Origin of the sequence: Gordonibacter faecis (assembly GCF_030077735.1) — a bacterium.
Lineage (GTDB): Bacteria > Actinomycetota > Coriobacteriia > Coriobacteriales > Eggerthellaceae > Gordonibacter > Gordonibacter faecis.
In genome coordinates this window covers 315,672-336,011 of record NZ_JASJEU010000003.1, presented here as the reverse complement: position 1 = coordinate 336,011, position 20,340 = coordinate 315,672, and the positions used below count along the sequence as shown (strand labels likewise).

Here is a 20,340-nt window from a genome sequence, read left to right as displayed (position 1 = left end):
TTCGCTTTCGCGTCTCTGCGCCTGTTCGACTGCGCACGGTCGTGCGGCGCCCGTAATGCTCGATCATAGCACGCTGCTCAACAGCCCTCATCGCACAGGCGGACAAAGCCTAGTCTCTGAACAAAAGGTTGAAGGGTGCAGGCGTTACTCTGTCAAGTAGCGCTCAAGTGCAGGCCAGACACGCCCCGCTTCCGCGTAACCCTGTTCGTAGAGCGCCATGAGTTTTGCCGGGTCGCGCTCCATACTGGCAACGGTAACCGGCTCGGGCGGACGCACCAAGAACAGCCACCCCTCGTCATGCATGCGAGGTAGCGCGCGGTAGAGACGGTTGTAGTCGTAATGGCGGTTGTGTAGCCGCTCAACGTAGAGCGGTGCGTCGGCATAGCGCTGGCGAAGGAGTGCCATCAGCTTGTTCGGCCCCTTCACGTAATCGGCGGCTTGCGTCAGCACCACAATGCGCTTTCTGGGCCCCGTGAGCAGCGAATAGAGAACCGGCACGCTGTCGCAGGTGCCGCCATCCAACAGGCGTTTGCCGTCCACTTCCACAATCTGGCTCACGAGCGGCATGGATGACGACGCAATAAGGTAGGGGAGGTCGGCAAGCGAATCGGTGAATTCGTGGTAGTCGGCTTCGCCCGTATCCAGGTTGCTCGACACGGCCACGAGGCGCATCGGCGAGGTGTCGAAACCCGCGTAGTTGAACGGCTCCAGCTTGTTGGGAATCACGTTGAAGCTGAAGTCGCGCCCGCAGGCGTTGCCCGTGCGCACGAAACTTTTCATGGACAAATAGCGCCAGTCGTCGCAGTACTTCACGTTGAGGTAGCACGCGCGCCCCAGCTCACCGGCCACATAGTTGTAACCGCAGAGCGCGCCGGCGCTCACGCCAATCACGCGTTCGCAAAACACCTTCTGATCCATGAGGAAGTCGAGCACCCCGGCGGTGAACTGCCCGCGCATAGCGCCGCCTTCCAACACGAGGTCGACGGGAAGGGTGGAACAGCCGCGCCACGCGGGTTCGTGCGTGGACTCGGGGGTGGGGTTTTTGATGTCGTCGCTCATGGAACCAATCCTTTCGCTTATGCAAGAGCAGTATAGCGCTAAGCCGCACGTTGCTTGTGGAGCGAGCATGAAGGAATGGCCGCGCGCGGTGCCGTTCGCGGGGTAAAAATGTCAGCACGCCCAAGATTCATGCGCTAAACCGTAACAATTTGATGCACAGTTGGGTAAAGCCGTTTACAATAGGCGCAGACCAAATGGCCGCGTCCACTGGATGCGACAAGAGCGGCACCGCAGGTGTTGCGAACGAGGCCGCGCAAGCGGCCGCCCGAAAAAGGAGGCTTCACATGAGCGAGGTTATTTCTTCCGCCGATTTTCAGTCCAAGGTGCTCGATGCGCAGGGTCCGGTGCTCGTGGACTTTTTTGCAACGTGGTGCGGTCCCTGCAAGATGCTGGCGCCCACGCTTGACGAGGTGGCGAACGAAATGGCTGGTAAGGCGTCCGTGTACAAGCTGGACATCGACCAGAGCCCGGACATCGCTCAGCGCTACGGTGTCATGAGCGTGCCCACGCTGATGGTGTTTGAGAACGGCCAGGTGAAGAAGCAGGCCGTGGGCGTGCAGCCCAAGCAGAGCATCCTGGCAATGCTGGCGTAAAGGAGCGCAGGGAGCGCGCAGGCGCTTCGCAGCGGCACTACAGCAACATCAAACTGAATGCACGGCACAGCGCCGGTCGCACATGCGGCCGGCGCTTGTGCGTTAGGTGCGTTTTAGCTGATCACCCAGGCGCGGTAGTGGTCCCAGCGACCGGTGGTGCTCGTGGCGGTTAAGAGGTAGCTTCCCACAATGAGTCGCCCCTCAATGCTGCGGCGGGCCGCTTCGGCGAACAGGGCAGGGGCGTTGCTGTGGTTGAGGTCGTCGGGGTCAACCGTGAGCAGGCATTCCAGGCAGGTGCTTTCTCGCTCGCTACCACGCACCCAGAGCGCCTGATTTTCGGGCTGGGGTGTGTCGACGACACCCTCCACCACCACGTTGGGCGTAGCTGCGTCCACCACCACGCCGTAGCGCCAGGGCTCTTCCACTAGAAGCGGCCAGAGGTCGGGTGTGCGGTAGTCAGCCACGTCGATGCGCGCGATGGCGGGAGCGCCGGGCCGCATGCCAGCCGCCGCCAGCTCTTCGGCGCAGGCGTCGAGGTCGCGCTGGCGGGCGAGGCGCGCGCGGACGGCCTGCAACTCAGCAATGCGCCGTTCCACCTCGTCAGATGTGCGTGCCAGCACCTCGTCCAAGTCGCGCACCGACAGCGTGCGGTAGCGCGCCAGTTCGCGCACCGGCACGCCCAGGCGGCGGTAGAAGGCAATTTCACCCGCATCAATGAGGTCGTGTAGCGTGTAGCGCCGGTAATCATTCGTGCGGTTGCGCCCGGCGCGCACCAGTCCCTCGCGCTCCCAGTAGCGCAGCGTGGAGGGCGCCACGCCCAAGTACCGCGCGGCATCGCCAATATCGTAGGAGGTGGGGTCCATGATGTGCTCCCTTTTAGTTTGAAGATTTGAAGGAGGCCTGCGGGCTCACCTTTACCTTAAAGCTACTTCAAGGTTTACAGTAACACGCGGCAAAAATGAAAGCAAATTGAGTGAAAGACCAGCGGAGATACTACCATGATTAAGAGAAGCATGTTGAAGGAGTACCTGCGCTACATCGTGCCGACGATGCTCACGTTCACGCTTGCCAGCGTGTACAGCATCGTCGATGGGATGTTCGTGGGACACGCGGTGGGAGACGCGGGCGTTGCCGGCATTAACGTGGCGTTCCCCCTTGTGGCGTTTGTTATGGCGGTGGGCACGGGCATCGGCATGGGCGGCGGCGTAATTTCGTCCATCGCGAAGGGCGCGGGAGACCACGCGAAGTCGCGGCGCGCGGTAGGTACGACGTTTGTCATGCTGCTGGCCTCGGCACTGCCGGTGATGGCGCTTCTGCTCTTTGCGGCTGAGCCCATTTGCCGCTTGCTGGGCGGCCAGGGTGTCACGCTTGCGCAGGCCACGGCGTACACCAGCGTGATTGCGTGGGGCGTGCCGTTCCAAATTTTTGTGACGGGCTGCACGCCGCTCATTCGAAACCAGGGGCGCGTGGGCTTCGCCATGGCGGTGCAGGTGTTCGCAGGCCTGATGAACGTGCTGTTGGACTACGTGTTTGTGATGGTGCTCGGCTGGGGCACGGCGGGTGCAGCGGCGGCCACAGCTGTGGCGCAGGCGGCGGCATCGGTGCCGGTCATCATATTCTTCCTCATGAAGAAAAACCGCATTGCGCGCGCCGACTTGCGCCCGGACTTCAAGATTGTGGGGCACTCGCTCAAGCTGGGCATGGCACCGTTTGGCCTGACGCTGTTGCCCGAGGCCACGGTGGTGGCCATCAACGTGAACCTGTCGACGTACGGCGGCGAGACGGCGCTCGCGGCTTACGCGGTGGTGTCGTATACCGCATGCGTCATCCAGATGCTCATTCAGGGCGTGGGCGATGGCTCGCAGCCGCTCATCTCCAAGCACTACGGCGCGGGCGATTTCGAGGGCGTGCGGCGGTTCAGGAATACGAACTACCTCATTACCATTTCGCTGGGTGCGCTGGGGCTACTCACCATGTATCTGCTGCGCCATCAGGTGCCGCTGCTCTACGGTTCATCAGCAGAAACGGCAGCTATTGTGGCGTATGCACTGCCCATCTTCTCCACGGCGTATGTGTTCTACGGGTTCACGCACGCTTCCACGTCGTACTTCTACGCGGTGGACGACGCGCGCGCGTCGAACGCCATCGTGTACAGCGAAGCCATACTGGTGGTGCTGGTGGTGTTCGGCATCGCACGCGTGGCGGGCGTGGATGGCATTTGGTTCTCGGTCACCATTGTGCAGATAGTGCTGGCCTGCATGGCCGGAGCGCTGATGCGCTACCGCCATCTTAAGCGGGTTGATGGGGAAGCGGAAGCGGAGGAACCTGCCGCTGTGTGCGAATCCGTACCTGTGCGCGAGGGCTGCTAGCGAGCCATTAGCGGGCTGCGGCCTCCTTCTGCGACGCGGCGCTGTCGTGCAGCCCTGCGCGCTGGGCAAACGCGTCGGCGCGCGAGATGTCAATGTGGCAGTAGCCACCCGGGTTCTTCTCCAGGTAATCTTGATGGTAGTCCTCAGCGGGGTAGAAGCCGTCGAGGGGCTCCACCTCGGTGACGATGGGTTTGCTGAGGCGCGCCTGCTGGCGGGCGACGGCCGCCTCGATGGTGGGCACGTCGTCGGGGTGCTGCCAGTAGATGCCGGTGCGGTACTGCGTGCCCACGTCGTTGCCTTGGCGGTTCACGGTTGTGGGGTCGATGGCCTCGAAAAACGCATCCAGCAGCACGCCCAAAGGAAGTATGGCCGGGTCGTAGGCGACGGCCACCGTTTCGGCGTGGCCCGTGTTCCAGTTGCACACATCGCGGTACGTGGGGTTTTCGGTGGAGCCGTTCGCATAACCCACCACGGTTGAGCGCACTCCCGGCAGGCGGCGGAGGTACGCCTCAAGCCCCCAAAAACAGCCTCCGGCCAGGTAGATCATCTGGGTCGTGCCCTCATGTGCCGTGCTCGCACAAGTGGGTGCATCCGTGGTGTCCGTCGTTTGCGTGTCCATAGCGTATCCTTTCTCTGGTCGCCCCATGGTAGTGCGCCTGCCGCGGCCGCGTCCCGGTCGCGCGGAACCGTTTCGCGCACGTTGCGCGCAGGTCGACCGCGGGGGCGTCCGCGGGCAGGTGTGACGCACGGCTTACCAATTACTGCGATTTTGGCGCAGACCAGCGGCTTTCTGGTAGCGATTCGGCGACGTGTTCTATACTGACTCCAAAGAAATCGGGTTTTCGACAGGAGGCTTCCCATGACAGAGGAAACCGCAACGAATGAGACGACGCCAGCCTGCAAAGCACCTGGTGCCACGGATGAAGTGATCGATGTTGCCGTTATCGGCGCGGGCCCGGCGGGCCTGACGGCGGGCCTGTACGCGGCGCGCGCCGGGCTGAACGCGGTAATGTTCGAGCGCATCTCTCCGGGTGGCCAGCTTGCGCAGACCGAGCATATGGAAAACTACCCGGGCTTCCCCGAAGGCGCGAACGGCTTTGAGCTGGCCTTCGCCATGAAGCAGCAGGCCGACCGCTTCGGCGTGAATCACATTGGCGAAGAGGTGCTGGGGGTGGATTTCACGCAGGACCCCAAGGTGCTCAAGACCGCCTTTAATGAATACCGCGCGAAGAGCGTGATCATTGCCACGGGCGCGCGTCCGCGCAAGCTGGGTCTGGAACTTGAGGACGAGCTGCAGGGCCGCGGCGTGTCGTACTGCGCCACGTGCGACGGCAACTTCTTCCGCGACAAAGAGGTCATGGTGGTGGGCGGCGGTAACACGGCCGCGGGCGATGCCATCTATCTGTCGCGCATCTGCAAGAAGGTGTATCTGGTGCACCGCCGCGACAAACTGCGCGCCACCGCTATTTACCACAAGCGCCTGGAAGATCTGCCGAACCTTGAGTTCGTGTGGAACGCCGTGCCGCGTAAACTGGTTGCTGACGAGGGCAAACTGGCCGGTGTGCGCGTGGAAGTGCTCACGACGGGTGAGGAACGCGACATCCCGGTTGATGGCGTGTTTGTGGCCGTAGGCACCGAGCCGAACACCGAGTTTCTGGAAGGCGCGTTGACGCTGGATGAAACCGGTTACGTGGTGGCTGACGAGACCGGCGCCACCGATGTCCCCGGCGTCTACGTAGCCGGTGACGTCCGCACCAAGGCTCTCCGCCAAGTAGTAACCGCCGTAGCCGACGGCGCGTTGTGTGCCGAGGAAGCCGCAGAGTATTTGGCCATTTAGTTCACAAAAAGTGTGACGCGCCGACGCGCGACCAACTACATCAAAAGCGCCCTCAATCACTATGACGAGGGCGCTTTCTTGTTCAACAATGCCCGGCAAAATAAGTTAACCCGCCTCACGTTGCACGAACTTCCCGCGAATTTGGCACAAAATCGCGTTTGTGTACGGATTTGAAATCCCAATATTAGGCAAGCAAAATAGCGAACAGGCGTTTCTTTAATGATAGCGAAAAGGTCGCGATTTCTAGGGGCACAAAATCCGTACTTAAACGGCGATCTCTGCCAATTTCTTGGGCGTTCATTGCGGTGCGAGCAATACGAGTAGGCTTTCTGGTTAATCGGCCCGCGGCGTAAAGCGGGGGGATGAGGAACACTTTTGGTGTACTAGAGAGCGCGCAGGCGCGTCACTGTTTGTGGAGAAAGTGTGGAGGCTCGCACGTTTTGGAAATGTCTTAAGTCACGGGGTGGGGGATATGATCTACCTGCGGGAATGGGGGATTGCGGGCTTGGTTCTGCCAGTGGTGAGTAAGATTGGCCGCTCTTCCCTTTCCCAAATCGCGTGCTACTATGCCGGATATATACCGCATGCAAGCGACGGACCGGGAAACGATGTCGCGCGGTGTAAAGGGACAATGTACAAAGGACAAGGGATAACCATGCGAAACCGAATTTCACGGTATGGCAGGGCAGCTTGCGTAGCTACGCTTACGCTCGCCCTGGCAGCCAGTCCACTACCTGCCTTCGCAGGTACCGCAGAATCCGAAAATCTCCGGGGGGGGGGGGCTTTCTGAGCCTTTAGCCGCCCAAGGAGACACCTCGGGCTCAAATGGGCCCACAAATTCTGAATCTCTTGCGACTACGGTCGCCCTTCTCGAGTCTCAAACCACAGGATCACTCCCTCTCGTTCAAGGAACCCCTAAAGCAACCCTTGGCACCTTTGTGTCCGAAGGCCTTGTTTTCGAAGTTAACGAAGATGGCACCACAGTTTCTCTTGTTGGCATCCATGCCACTGATCTCAAAAACATCTCCGTCCCTACCCAGGTGGTAAGCGGCTCTGACGTCTACACTGTCACGGCCCTCAAAAACCTCGCGGGGGGGGGGGGGGGGCTTTCACTGACTCTTCTGTAGAATCTCTTTCTCTTCCTGAAACAATCAAAGCTATTGACGACGAGGCCCTTAAAGGTTGCCCGTCGCTCAAGCATGTCCAGATAAGCCCCCGCAATGAGGGCTTTTCGTCGTTTGATGACATGGTATTCACCAAAGACTATTCGAAGCTCCTGCTCGTTCCCGAGGGCAAGGAGGGCGCCGCCCATATCCCCGATGAGACGAACTCTGTCCCTGCCTTGGGCATTTCCCGATGCCCCGGGCTCCTCGCCGTCGAAGTTGGGGAGGGCGGCGCCGCATTCTCGTCATACAATGGGATGCTGTTTTCGAAAGATATGAAAATGCTGGTTGCTGTTCCTGCAGGTAGGGGAACTTCGGTAGCAATTCCGGCAGAAGTGGAAACAATTGCTGCTGGTGCTCTGGCTGGGATCAAAAACCTTGCATCAATTACTGCTCTCGGTACCGTACATGACATTGACCCAAGCGCCTTTGTTGACGAAGTTAAAGCGAAAGCAGTTGTAGCAATTCCCGCAGGACGGGACTATGACATCCGCAAGGCTGTCTGGGAACAAGCTGGCTTTCAGAACTTCGCTGAGCCAGCCAAACCTGGCGCAACGGTGCAGCCTGACCTTACAGCGAATCCTGATGCTACCAGTGGGTTTGCTTTTACCCTGCTTGAAGACTTCACCCTTTCCGTCTCCTGGCAAGGCAAAGAAGATCCATCGGCCGACCTCGATATTCCGGCATTTGCTGAGGTTAACGGCGTACCTTATGGCGTAAGTACCATTGCTGAAAACGCCTTTGCTAACCGCGGCTCGCTCACCAGCGTTAAACTTCCCACAACCATCACCTCCATCAGCACTGCAGCCTTTGCTGGTTGTGCCAACCTCGCTACCATCGAGTTTCCCAACTCCTTGCGTAGCATCGGGGAGCGCGCTTTTGAAGCTACCTCTCTCAGGGACATTTGGCTTCCCACCTGCATTGAATCTATAGGCGCTCGTTGTTTTGCCTTCTGTGAATCCCTTGAGCGCATAGTAGCTTTCGGCATCCCCGAAGTTGCAAACGATGTCTTTACAGGGTGCTCGAATGTTTCGATGTATGTTCCCACCGGTTCTGAAAATTCATGGAACCCAGGTCTCCCTTCCGAGAACAACCACCTTCTGCCCTACGGCATTGCGCTTTCAGAAGAGCCTCTTACCATCGAAGCCGGCCAAGAAGCTGACTTGCTCGAAGGCGGCAACCTTCAAGCTCCCAACCCTGTAAAGGCCTCCTATTCCTACGCTGCCGCACCCTTGTCAGTAGATGCCGGTCGTGTGAGTGCTAAGAAAAAAGGCACCACCGATGTTACGACTGTCCTTACTCTTGATAATGTTGAACTCACGCGCGCAAGCCGCACGGTTGATGTGTCCCCGAATCCTGAGGGTGAACCCGACATTGCTCTTCTCAATTCAGAGGTGCCTCTACCTTCTGTTTATCTTTCCGATGCGGGTGCAACGCAGATCAGCGTTGTCGCTCCTTTTGCTGTCACCTTCGGCCAAGATGCCCCTTATGACGTAGTGAAAAATCCAACTTCTATTGAATCAACCGCCTTGTTCAAAAATAACTCAGAAGCTCCCGTGAGGCTCGCTCAGGTTGACTGCGGTCACCTCGCAGCAAGTACCTACCTTCTTGCGAACGATGGTGCTGAAAGTCTCGACAAGCAAAAGCTCTTTAGTCTTTATCCGCAAGGTGCTCCGGGTGAGGCTTTAGATTTCGGCTATGGAGCTAATATAAGTACGTTGTCTCCCACTAACAAAGATGCCTTTTTGATTCCGTCTGGCACTTCAGCCTCTTACTGTTTTCGCTTGAATCTCGAAGACGCCACGGTGAATCCTGGCGCCGCCGACAATGGCACCACGACGCGTCCGCTGGCCTCAGTGATATGTACCTTCGAGCGCTACACCGAGTCTTTCTATCTGAAAGACAACAACACGGGCACTATCTATACCCTTGCACAAGTCAAAGAACACGCCAACGACCTAGCAGAAAATCAGAGCGCCTCTCCCTATTGGAACCAGTATATGGGATACATCAACAATGATAATTCCTATGTTTGCCAGACTGTTTGGGATGATTCCACTTACGACGTTCGTGTTATCGGCATCAATCATGATGAGCTTTCTGAGCCGATCGGCGGTCGTACTGTAGCGGGCCTTACCTTCCAATTCAAGAATCTCCTTAATGAATCCTATGCGATGAATAGTGAATTAGATGGAGAAAACCCCACTAATGCTGGTGGCTGGGGTGCGAGTGAACTTCGTGCAAGGATGAATCCAGGTATTGATGAAAACATTGCCTATGGCTCCGATGATAATGCCATCTGGAGACAAGTTCCAATCGACCTGCAAGACAATATTGTAAAGGTTAAAAAGAAATTCAGCAGGAGTTCGGCTGGGGGTGCGGGCGATGTTGCCATCTCTGACGACAAACTCTTTCTTGCAACGCATTATGAGTATTCAGGAACGGTGTATAAAGACTGGGGAGGCTATTCGTGGCTTTTTCAGGAAGGGCCGCGTTATGAGTATTACACGACTTTGGGAGTCGTTGATGACTGGGATGGGGACGATCGCCTCAAAAAGCAGAGTCAAAAGAATGTTGCAATAACCCCATCGGCAGGCGTTATTTGGTGGGAGCGTTCTGTGTATCCAGGCTTCTCTACACGCTTTCTCTGCGTAAATTCGTTTGGCGGTCCTAGTGGTGGTAAGGGCGCTTCTACTTCTTATGGCGTGTGTCCTTGTTTCTGCCTCTGATCTGGTATTTGAACCTGCCGGGGCGACATATCCGGCAGGTTCTTTGCGGCAAAACTAAGCGAGTAATAAAGGACTTGTACGATTTGCCGCCTTCCACGCCTTGTACATCAGTATGTGTTTCCGCGGCCTTACGTCGGTTGTGGGATTGGAAGAAAGGAACGTGCCAGCTATGCCGAGCACGAGATATATAGTAAAGGTAAGCGCGCGGCAAACAGTACTTGCGCTCGTGTTCTTGCTTGTTCTCTCAGTATGTTTGGTGGCAGTAGTGCCCACTGCAAAAGCTAGTGCTGCGAGCGCCGAAGGCACCACCCTCGGCATTGTGGTTATTGATTCAAGTGGCACCCAAGGCGGACCTGATACGGGTAAGACAAAACTCGGTATTCGTGTAACTGACTCCGAAAATCCTATCAAAACAAATTATCTTATTACGCTGGATAGAAACGATGGCACGGATATTACTTCAACCGTAAACGTTACCTACAATTTGCCCTTGCCAAAGGTTGAACCGCCGACGCGAGAAGGGCATACCTTCCAAGGATACTATGACAATAAGTCTATGTATGGCATTAAATATTACGATTCCAACGGCGAGGGGGTTCGTGTCTGGGATAAAACTACCGCTGCCCCTCTTTATGCGCATTGGTCTGCTGACATGTACCACATTAGCTTTGATCCTTGTAATGGCGATTTTATTGAAGTGGTTCCAACTTACTATGGAGCCCAGCTATCTAAGCCTTCTCGCGACCCGGAGCGAATTGGCTATACCTTTGACGGTTGGTATGTCGATGGTAAAGATGGTGTGAAATGGGATTTTTCTTTGCCTGTCACATCGTTTTTCTCATTGTCTGCTCATTGGATTCCTGATTCTTACGACATCTCTTATGATCTTGCGGGAGGTACTGCCACTGGTAGCAATCCCGAAACGTACACTATTGAAACAGATGACTTCACCTTGTCGGAGCCCAAGAAAACCGGCTACACGTTCGACGGATGGTCGGGCACTGATCTTTCAGGAGTTCAGAAAAGCGTCACGGTAACTAAGGGCTCTACCGGTAAAAGGAATTACACCGCTCAATGGACTGCCAAAAGCTATCGGGTTACGCTCGACCGAGATGGTGGCAAGGACGGCGACTTTTCAACCACTGCTACGTACGATTCCGCCATGCAGCAGGTGGCGGTTCCAAATAAGGATGGCTACACCTTCGCCGGTTATTTCGATAACAAGGGCAAACAGTACTACGACGAGGAAGGAAAGAGCAAAGCTAATTGGGATAAGGATGCTGAAAACGTTACGCTTAAGGCTCGCTGGACTTTGCAGATAAACTGTACGTTCCCAAGCAATGCTCTTGTTCAAGTGGATGCCTCGGGTAAGGTTACGGGGCAAAATCTTGAGTTCTCTTCCTCTACGGTTGAGGATCTTAAAGTAACGACGATAGCAAGCGTGCAAGATGCAAAGGCACCTTCTCTGTTCGCAAACGGAGTTATTCCTGCTGATCTTCGCATTGTGCTCACTCCTTCAAAGAACCTTGGAAATGAGGTAAAAGTTCCGCTCACCTCAACGGGGGAGGTCATTTCCCAGGGAGGTTGGACTATTGCTGCTGGGAGCACGAGTACGCCGACCAAATTCGCAGTGGCTTTTAGCCTTTTTCTTCCAAGTAGTACTCAGTTGAACTACTTCCCTGATAGTCAGGTTTCTCTCGCGAGTCTCTCTTACGAGGTAGTTGCTGCCAACGCTTCGTAAGTTCACCATTTTAACTGCGGCAGGGGTGCATGCTAGCCGTGCTTTCGCAGGCGCGCCTTCTATTTGGGGGCGCGCCTGCTGGCTTTCGCAACACCCCCGCTGCGGTGGGCGAATTTCGTGCTTCGCGCGAAGGGGCTGCGCTGGGGGGCGCTCTCTGATATCATGAACCAGTTACCCTAATTGCGCGCGAGAATTGTCACGGAGGATACTCCCATGCAGGAAACGGACATGCGAGAGAAGCTTGAGAAAATCATCCAGGCCTACGAGGACCTTCAGGCTCGGATGGGCGACCCGGCCGTGCTGGCCGACCAAAAAGAATACAACCGCCTGGCCAAAGAGTACGCGAGCCAAGGTTCGCTTGCGAAGCGGGCGCAGGAATATGTGCAGGCGGCCGACGACTTGGCCGCGGCTAAGGAGATGCTTTCGGACCCCGATATGAAGGAGTTCGCTCAGGAGGAAATCGCCGAGATTGAGGCGAAGCTTCCCGCGCTTGAAGAGGACATCAAGTTCATGCTGATCCCGGCCGACCCGGCCGATGACAAGGACATTATCGTGGAAATCCGCGCGGCAGCCGGCGGCGACGAGGCGGCCATCTTTGCGGGCGACCTCTATAAAATGTACGAGCGTTTCGCCGCGTCGCAGGGCTGGAAGACTGAGACCATGGACGTGTCGGCCTCCGAAGCGGGCGGCTTCAAGGAAATCCAGTTCAAGGTGAAGGGCGACCACGTGTACTCGGTCATGAAGTTTGAGAGCGGCGTGCACCGCGTGCAGCGTGTTCCCAAGACCGAGAGCCAGGGCCGCATACACACCTCCACTGCCACGGTGGCGGTGCTGCCCGAGGCCGACGAGGTGGAAGTGGAAATCAACGAGAACGACCTGCGCATTGACGTGTATCGCGCTGGCGGCCCGGGTGGTCAGTGCGTGAACACCACCGACTCGGCCGTGCGCATCACGCACCTGCCCTCTGGCCTGGTGGTTCAGTCGCAGGATCAGAAGTCGCAGCTGCAGAACAAGATTGCTGCTATGGCCGTGTTGCGCGCGCGCCTGTACGAGAAGATGCTCGCCGAGCAGCAGGCTGCCGAAGGTGCCAAGCGCCTGGCGCAGATCGGCTCGGGCGACCGCTCGGAGAAGATTCGCACCTACAACGGCCCGCAAGACCGCGTGACCGACCACCGCATCGGCTACAACGGCACCTACAACGGCGTCCTGTTGGGCGACGGCCTCAGCGACGTAGTAACCGCCCTGCAAGCCGCCGACCGCGCCGCAAAACTTGAGGCGGCGGTGTAGGTTTCGGCGATTTACTACGCCAACCTGTGAGGTTTTTTACTGTGGCTGAAACTGACATCTGGACTATTCGGGCTGCCCTGGAGTGGACGGTGGGGTATCTTGAGCGCAAGGGGGACGAGAGTCCGCGGCTTTCGGCGCAGTGGTTGCTGTCCGAGGCGTGCGGGCTTTCGCGCATTGAGCTGTATGCGAACTTCGATCAACCCCTGTCGCTCGAAGAGCGCGACGTGCTGCGCGGTTTTGTGACGCGGCGCGGCAAGGGGGAGCCGCTGCAATACATCACAGGGGAGACGGGTTTTCGTCATATCACCGTGAAGGTGCGCCCGGGCGTGCTTATCCCGCGCCCTGAGACTGAGGTGCTGGTAAGCGAGGCGCTGGCGCTGCTGCCCGCCGCTCCGCGTCCGCGGGCGCGCGACGAGGAAGTGGAGGCGTTAGCTTCTGAGGAAGCGCCTGAACATGAGGGGGCGGAAGAGGTCGCCGAGGCGGATGCCTCCGCTGCTGCCCCTGGTTCCGTGCCTGAGCCCGACCCCCTGCTGGTGGCCGATATCTGCACGGGTTCCGGCTGCATTGCTTGTTCCATTGCCTACGAACACCCGCTTGCACGCGTGGTGGCCACCGATCTCGCGCCCGAGGCGGTGGCGCTTGCGCGCGAAAACGCGACCGCGCTCGGACTGGAAGAGCGTATCGACGTGTTGGCGTGTGACCTGGGCGAAGGCATTGATGCCGCGCTGCTGGGAACCTTCGACCTCATTGTGTCGAACCCGCCCTATGTTCCCACGGCGGTGCTCGCCGACGTGCCGCGCGAAGTGGCCGACTTCGAGCCGGCGCTCGCCCTCGACGGCGGTGCCGACGGCCTTGCTATCTTCCGCCGCCTTCTGCCGTTTTGTGCCCGCGCGCTCAAGCCGGGCGGCGCCTTCGCGTTCGAGCTGCACGAAACCTGCCTTGACGACGCGGCTGCCCTCGCCACCGCTGCGGGTTTTGATCACGTACGCGTGGTGGCCGACCTCGCGGGCCGTCCCCGGGTGCTTGTTGGCCGGCGCGCGGCGTGCTAGCGCTTGCGCTACAATAGCAACTATGAGATATCGTCTACTGTTTCAAGGAGCGAAGCATGCCCGAACATAACGTGCTGAAAGAAAACCTGGCCGCCTCCGCCCGCGTCCTGCGCGAGCGCTTGGGTGCGCGCCAGCCGGAAATCGGCCTCATTCTGGGTTCGGGCCTGGGCCCCTTGGCCGAGCGCATCGAAGATGCCGTGTACGTACCTTTCGGCGAGGTTCCCCACATGAAAACAAGCACGGCCACCAGCCATGTTGGCCGTTTCGTGTGCGGCACGCTTGCCGGCAAGACGGTGCTCGCGCTGCAGGGTCGCCTGCACGGCTACGAGGGCAACACCGCGCAAGAGGTGGCGTATCCCGTGTGGCTCATACACGAACTGGGCGTGGGCACGCTCATCACCACGAATGCCGCCGGCGCCATCAACGAGAGCTACCAGGTGGGCGATTTCTGCCTCATGGTGGACCATATTAACTTCACGGGCCGCAACCCCGTGGCGGGCACCGAGCCCGATGGCCTAGCGTTCCGCTTCTTCTCCATGCTTGATGCCTATGACCCCACGCTGCGCCAGCTTGCGCGCAAAGTAGCCGATGAACTGGGCGTACGTGTGCAGGAGGGCGTGTATCTGGGGCTGCTGGGCCCCAGCTTTGAGACGCCGGCCGAGATTCGCGCGTTTCGCGCGTGGGGTGCCGACACGGTGGCCATGAGCGTGTGCGAGGAAGTGATCGCCGCGCGCCACGTGGGTATGCGCGTGCTGGGCATGTCGCTTGTGAGCAACATGGCGTGCGGCATTGAGGGCGCCTCGCCCACCGACGAAGAAGTGCTCGACGTGGCGAAAACGCGCGAAGAGGACTTCGCCCGCCTGGTCACCGGCATAGTTGAGCGCCTGTAGGCGCGGAAAGTGGGGAAGTGGTAGTGCGCGTAGCATTCAAAGAGGTGTCTGAAGGTGCGGGCTAACGGGTTGCACATGCAGCCTGAGGTGGCTGCGGACGTGGCGCGCCTTGAGCCAGCCGCGTCCGTCGCGCCTGGTCACACGCTGCGTTTGCACGTGTTCGCCAGCGGAAGCCGCGGCAACGCCACCGTGGTGGAAGATGCCACTACGGGCGCGGGTGTGCTTGTAGACTGTGGCATTTGCAAGCGCGACTTCTTCACCCGCTGCGACGAAGCGGGCTTTGACCCGGCGCACCTTGCGGCCATCCTGGTGACGCACGACCACACCGACCACACGAAGGGCCTCGGCGTGGTGCTGCGTGGCCTGGCAAAAGAGGGTGTGGAACCCGTCGTGTACGTGGACGATGCCGTGCGCGCGGCCAGCAGCGAGTTGAACACGCTGGAGGGCAAGCACGACCTGCGCCCGCTGCATGCGGGCGACGCGCTTTCGCTCGCCGGTATGAGCGTACACGCGTTTCGCACCTCGCACGATGCCGCGTCGTCGTGCGGCTTTCGCTTCGAAGCGGCCGATGGCGACGTGGTGGGTTTCGTCACCGACACCGGCATTGTGACGGGCGAGGCGCACGAGGGCCTTACCGGCGCGCGCCTGCTGGCGCTCGAAAGCAACCATGATGTGCAAATGCTTAAGGACGGCCCCTATCCCTATCCTGTGAAGCGCCGCGTGGGTTCGGACGTGGGTCACCTGTCAAACGTCCAGGCCGCCGAGGAACTGGCCGCGCTTCTCAGTGCCAAGCTGGAACAGGTGGTTGCCATGCACATTTCCCAAAACAACAACACCTACCGTCTGCCCGTTGACACGCTGTCCGCCGTCATCAAACGCGAAGGCCATACCGCCTGCGTGCAAGCCGCCTACCAGTCAATGCTGGTCAGCGTCAGCTAACGCACACCCTTCAGTAATTTCGCCGGCACAGCGCCTCAATCACTCCCAACCATGACCTGTTTTCCCTGTTGAACCGCCGGGCGCGCTCGCGTACCATGGCGTCCTCCCGCTGTAGCGTTTTGTTTACAGCGGCTGGCAGAAAATGCGACGGCCTGCGTGGCGCTTCGGTTGTTAAGATGCAGAGGGAGAGGGGCCGTGGTTCTAAGGGGGAACCCATGCTGTTGGACGATATTGAGATTTTCTTAGCGCTGTCAGAAACAAAAAGCCTCTCGCAGGCGGCCGAGCGGCTGTACATGTCGCGTCCGGGCCTGTCGCAGAAGCTGGCGAACATTGAATCCCGCTATGGCGCAAAGCTCTATGAGCGCACGTCATCGGGTGTAGTACCCACGCCGGCGGGCCAGATTGTCACAAAGTTCGCCAAGAAAATATCCGTCTTGGAAAGCGCACTCGCCGCTGAGTTGGCGGCGGCCGACGAACACTTCGACAGCACCATTGAGGTGGGCATGAGCTTCGCTGACGGCGTGACGTTGCTCCCCGCACTGGTGCGCAAGTTCCACGACGTGCACCCCGAGGCGCTTGTGCACCTGGACGCCGGCTACGAGCCCGAACTCATGAAGAAGCTCAAAGAAGGCAAGCTCGACTTCGCCCTCTTGGAAAACCAGCCCATCGAAGACGAGATATCGCGCGAGACGCTGGGCTACAAACGCCTGCGCTTTTGCGCGCCCGACAAGCCTCCCTACAACTCCACGCCTCAGCCGGTGAAGGTGGAAACTCTGCTCGAATGGCCCATGATCATTTATGAGTGGAACTCGGGGCGTCATATGGTGGGTAACCGTCACTTCCGCGAGCGTTACGGCATCTCGCTCACCGACCACAATATGGTGGCGCGTTTCGACACCCACGAGGCCATGATGAACGGCGCGAAGGCGGGGCTGGGGTGGGCCACGGTGCCCGACTGTATCTACGAGCGCTATCGCAACGAACCGGGCCTCATCTGGTTCAAAGTAGATACCGACCCGATGCGCTATCCGGTGGATTTGGCGTGGCACACCGGGCGGCTCATGTCGCCGCTTGCGCTGGAATTCAAGGACTTCATCCGTGACAACGTGCCGAAAGGCTACTTCGGCACAAACGAGTGAGATGCCGCGCCTGCGCATTCCCATGGACACTGCCGCCGTCAACGCAACTTGACGGCGGCAGTGTCTTTTCTCTTCCTGTACATCCTTCTTACACCACCTGTAAGCAATCGTTTCAGCGAATCCGCAGATGAGAGCCTTGCGCGCTCGGGCGGCGCTCTATGCTTGCCCCACAGTCCAAGCCAAGGTACAAGGAGGAGCGATGGACAAGCAAGGCATCATTGATGCAAGCAAGAAGCGGCGCGAGGGCGAGCGCATCTTCTACACGTCATGCCCGGCAAATGGGTGCTGGGATTCCGCCTGCGTTCTGAAATGCCACGTGAAGGATGGCGCCATCAGCGCAATCGAACCCGACGACTCCGTCAATGCGAACGACAGCCGCGAAGATTGCGGTTGGGAAAACATCTGGAAGGGCAACGTGCAGATGCGCCCTTGCGCCATGGGTCATTCCTGGAAGAAGGAACTCTACGCCGAGACGCGCCTTCTGTATCCCATGAAGCGTGTGGGCGAAAAGGGTGCGGGCAAGGGCTACTTCGTGCCCATCAGCTGGGAAGAAGCGCTCGACACTATCGCGGAGAAGATGGTGGAGATTCGCGAGAAGTATGGCCCCTACGGCATCTTCCACTCGCAGTATCCCAGCTTCGAGAAGAACGGCTTCCCGCTGGCTCCCTGGTGGGAGGCAGGCTTTGGCGCGTGGGGCGAGCACTCCACGTCGGGACATGCCGCTGGCGAGATGCTGCACCTCGGCGTCGACCTGTCGAAAACGGCCAAGGGCCTTTCCGACGCGTTGCCGGGCTTTGAGGCAAGCGACCTTTTCAACTCCAAGCTCTTTATTATGTGGGGCATGGATCCGGTGGTGGCGTGGTTTGGCCCCACGTCGTACTACATGCAGCTGGCGCACGAGTACGGCTGCAAGACCATTGTCATCGACCCGCGCTACACCCAGTCGGCTGAAATTCTGGCTGACCAGTGGATTCCCATTCGCCCCGGCACCGACCTTGCCATGATGCTGGCCGTGGCGCAGGTGCTCTACGAGGAAGACCTGATTGACCATGAATTCGTGGACGCGTGGGTTGACCCGGAGGGCTTCGAAGAGTGGCGCGCCTACTGCATGGGTGAGGGCGAAGACGGCATCAAGAAGACGCCTGAGTGGGCGGCTCCCATCTGCGCCGTTCCGGCCGAGACCATTCGCGAGTTCGCGCGGCTCTATGGCACCACCAAACCGGTCCATTTGCAGTACTTCTATTCCTGCGCCAAGCGCCACATGGGCGACTACAGCGCTACTGCCTCCATGTTGTTGCAGGCCATGACCGGCAACATCGCGTGCGCAGGTGGCTGCCAGACGGGCGCCTGCCTGCCTACGCCGGGTCGCGTGCCCGCGCCGCTTGCCGACTTCGGTCGCAATCCTGGCAATTACAAGGTGCCCGTGCTGTTCAACAACAACTGCCTTACGGAGATTTTGGCCTGCCAGAAGGACTACTGGGAAGGCCGCATGAGCGAAAGCGAATTCCGTCATCGCATTGGTTCACCCACCAACGACGCGCCGCTGCCGAACGTCCAGATGATCATCTTCGAAAACAATTACGCCAACAACCACTCCAACGTGAACAAGCGCTTTGCGGGCATGGCCTCCACGGAGTTCAACTGGGGTTTCCAGTGGCACCTGAACCAGCCTACGGCGGAACTCTGCGACATCATTTTGCCCGCCCCGGTGTGGCAGTTCGAAGGCATGGATGAGTATATGTACGGCCACCAGCGCTTCGTGAGCGGCCCCAACGGCATGCGCAACTACTTCACGTTCTGCGCGCGCGGCGTCGAGTTCCCGGGCGAGGTGCGCTCGAAGGAGTGGGTGTGGACCCAAATTGCCAAGCGCCTGGGCGACGACGTGGTCAAAGGCTACAACCCGCGCATGGCCGACGTGGACGTGGAGCACTGGGTGGACGCGCAGGAGGCAATTTATAAGGAAGCGTTCGAGAAGTGGGCCAGCAACGAAACGCTGATGGCGTATCTCGGCTACGACAAGCCGCCCACCTGGGAAGAATTCAACGCGAGCCCCGTTGTGCGCACCGAGATTGACGTGCCGTACTACCCGTTTAAGACCACGCTTGAGCGCGGTGCGAGCCCCTTCGACACGCCGACCGGCAAGATTGAGTTCTCTTCCAATTATGTGAAAACCCACGACATGACCGAATCGCGCTGGCGCGGCCAGATTGAGCCCATGCCCGTGTGGAGTCCCAGCTACGTGGAGGGCGACATCGGCTCGGCATCCAACGACGGCTTCTACAACCCGAAGGTGAAGGACTACCCGCTGTCGCTCGTGTCGCCGGTGTCCATCTATCGCCAGCATTCGAGCAACGACAACAACCCCTTCATGCGCGAGGATTGCTACCGCCACGCCGTGTGGATCTCGGGCGTGGACGCCCAGGCGCGCGGTATCAAGGACGGCGATATCTGTCGCGTGAGCAGCGACCGCGGCGAAGTGGTGCTGACGGCTTACGTCACAAACCGCATGATGCCCGGCACGGCGGCCGTTCACCACGGTGCGTGGTATCAGACCGACGGCACATCCGCCGAGATGAACACCTATGGCCAAGACATGCGCGGCACGCCGAACATTCTGCTTGACGACAGCCATCTGCCCCACATTCTGGGCGCGCTAATTACGGCCGGCCTGGTGGAAGTGGAGAAGATTGCCGACGGCGACGCGGAGGGCTTCGGTGGAGAAGCCGAGCGCGGTGGCATGCGCGGTGCGCAGGTGGCGTTGAAGCTGCGCCAGGCGCTCGGTGAGGGGAAGGAGTAGCACCATGACCCAGTACGGATTCTTTTTCGACATGAATCGCTGCTATGCCTGCCAGGCGTGCAGCATTGCGTGCAAGGACTGGAACGGCCTTGAGCCGGGCGCGGAGAAATGGATGACCGTGTATGAATGGGAAAGCGGCACGTTTCCCAACCTGCGGTTGCATTCGCTTGCGTTTCCCTGTGCGCACTGCGAGGACCCGACGTGCGTGAAGGTGTGCCCGACGGGTGCGCTCTACAAGGAAGATGAGTTCGGTGCAGTGCTGGTTGATCAGGATAAATGCGAAGGCTGCCGGGCGTGCTACGATGCGTGTCCCTACGGCGCGCCGCGCTTTGTCACCGATGAGCCTAACTGCAAGATGAGCAAGTGCACCATGTGTGTCGACCGTTTGGCGGAAGGTCAGCAGCCCGCGTGCACGATGAGCTGCCCGCTGCGTGCGTTTGATTTCGGCCCACTTGATGAACTTATTGAAAAGTATGGCGACGTGCGCTACTGCGAAGGCATGCCCTCGCCCGATACCACGCACCCGGCGTTTCTCATTTGGAACCCGCGGGAGAAGCAGCCGCTCGTGCCCTACAACGTGGACGAGGCTATCGCGCTTAACCAGCAGCGTGGTGACTTGGGCACGCTGTTCGAAAGCGAGGAAGACCTGCACACCTTCGACGAGGGAACCATTCGCCGCAACGAGCTGCGCATGAAGCACGCATCAACCATCGAACTCATGCGCGCCTCGCGAAACGATATGGCATAG

The 20,340-nt window shown here is 59.1% G+C and carries 15 protein-coding genes and 1 pseudogene; 13 read left to right on the top strand and 3 right to left on the bottom strand.

The genetic code is table 11. The features are described from left to right. Positions 1–144: 144 nt before the first annotated feature. On the bottom strand, positions 145–1,059 hold the full coding sequence (locus tag QNJ86_RS01745; RefSeq protein WP_283830849.1) for a patatin-like phospholipase family protein: 915 nt from the start codon (positions 1,057–1,059) through the stop codon (positions 145–147). 284 nt (positions 1,060–1,343) lie between these two features. Here QNJ86_RS01745 and trxA point away from each other — a divergent pair, with 284 nt between their 5' ends. Continuing rightward, positions 1,344–1,652, top strand: coding sequence for a thioredoxin (gene trxA / locus QNJ86_RS01740; protein WP_283830848.1), 309 nt, complete (start codon positions 1,344–1,346; stop codon positions 1,650–1,652). A 113-nt stretch (positions 1,653–1,765) separates the two neighbouring features. Here trxA and QNJ86_RS01735 read toward each other — a convergent pair whose 3' ends face one another. Beyond that, positions 1,766–2,515, bottom strand: a complete 750-nt coding sequence (locus tag QNJ86_RS01735; RefSeq protein ID WP_283830847.1) for a MerR family transcriptional regulator — start codon at positions 2,513–2,515, stop codon at positions 1,766–1,768. Between the two features lie 135 nt (positions 2,516–2,650). Here QNJ86_RS01735 and QNJ86_RS01730 point away from each other — a divergent pair, with 135 nt between their 5' ends. Next, a complete protein-coding gene (locus QNJ86_RS01730; protein WP_283830846.1) occupies positions 2,651–4,021 on the top strand; it encodes an MATE family efflux transporter in 1,371 nt (456 codons plus the stop codon). 7 nt (positions 4,022–4,028) lie between these two features. Here the strand turns inward: QNJ86_RS01730 and msrA are convergent, their stop codons facing one another. Further along, a complete protein-coding gene (gene msrA, locus QNJ86_RS01725; protein WP_283830845.1) occupies positions 4,029–4,640 on the bottom strand; it encodes a peptide-methionine (S)-S-oxide reductase MsrA in 612 nt (203 codons plus the stop codon). A 240-nt stretch (positions 4,641–4,880) separates the two neighbouring features. On the opposite strand from msrA, the gene trxB reads away from it, so the two are divergent. From trxB to QNJ86_RS01675, 11 genes and pseudogenes are all read left to right on the top strand, one after another. Next, positions 4,881–5,858: a thioredoxin-disulfide reductase gene (gene trxB, locus QNJ86_RS01720; RefSeq protein ID WP_283830844.1), complete on the top strand. Its 978-nt coding sequence runs from the start codon at positions 4,881–4,883 to the stop codon at positions 5,856–5,858. Between the two features lie 1,117 nt (positions 5,859–6,975). After that, positions 6,976–7,065 (top strand): annotated as a pseudogene (locus QNJ86_RS13860) (hypothetical protein); the annotation flags it as partial. A 237-nt stretch (positions 7,066–7,302) separates the two neighbouring features. Beyond that, positions 7,303–9,750 (top strand): leucine-rich repeat protein, encoded by a 2,448-nt coding sequence (locus tag QNJ86_RS01715; RefSeq protein ID WP_283830843.1) that lies wholly within the window; start codon positions 7,303–7,305, stop codon positions 9,748–9,750. A 169-nt stretch (positions 9,751–9,919) separates the two neighbouring features. Next, positions 9,920–11,491 (top strand): InlB B-repeat-containing protein, encoded by a 1,572-nt coding sequence (locus tag QNJ86_RS01710; protein ID WP_283830842.1) that lies wholly within the window; start codon positions 9,920–9,922, stop codon positions 11,489–11,491. 213 nt (positions 11,492–11,704) lie between these two features. Then, positions 11,705–12,778 carry a peptide chain release factor 1 gene (prfA, locus tag QNJ86_RS01705; protein ID WP_283830841.1) on the top strand — a complete coding sequence of 358 codons (1,074 nt, stop codon included), beginning with the start codon at positions 11,705–11,707 and terminating at the stop codon, positions 12,776–12,778. Positions 12,779–12,819: 41 nt separating this feature from the next. Continuing rightward, a complete protein-coding gene (locus QNJ86_RS01700) occupies positions 12,820–13,827 on the top strand; it encodes a N5-glutamine methyltransferase family protein (protein ID WP_283830840.1) in 1,008 nt (335 codons plus the stop codon). A gap of 56 nt (positions 13,828–13,883) precedes the next feature. Next, complete coding sequence (locus tag QNJ86_RS01695; RefSeq protein WP_283830839.1) at positions 13,884–14,717, top strand: purine-nucleoside phosphorylase; 834 nt, start codon at positions 13,884–13,886, stop codon at positions 14,715–14,717. 75 nt (positions 14,718–14,792) lie between these two features. After that, positions 14,793–15,656, top strand: a complete 864-nt coding sequence (locus QNJ86_RS01690; protein ID WP_283830838.1) for an MBL fold metallo-hydrolase — start codon at positions 14,793–14,795, stop codon at positions 15,654–15,656. Positions 15,657–15,871: 215 nt separating this feature from the next. Next, on the top strand, positions 15,872–16,795 hold the full coding sequence (locus QNJ86_RS01685) for a LysR family transcriptional regulator (RefSeq protein WP_283830837.1): 924 nt from the start codon (positions 15,872–15,874) through the stop codon (positions 16,793–16,795). 199 nt (positions 16,796–16,994) lie between these two features. Further along, positions 16,995–19,592 (top strand): molybdopterin-containing oxidoreductase family protein, encoded by a 2,598-nt coding sequence (locus QNJ86_RS01680; protein ID WP_283830836.1) that lies wholly within the window; start codon positions 16,995–16,997, stop codon positions 19,590–19,592. A gap of 4 nt (positions 19,593–19,596) precedes the next feature. Next, the gene (locus QNJ86_RS01675) at positions 19,597–20,340 is read left to right on the top strand and encodes a 4Fe-4S dicluster domain-containing protein (RefSeq protein ID WP_283830835.1); all 744 of its coding nucleotides are present in this window, start codon (positions 19,597–19,599) and stop codon (positions 20,338–20,340) included.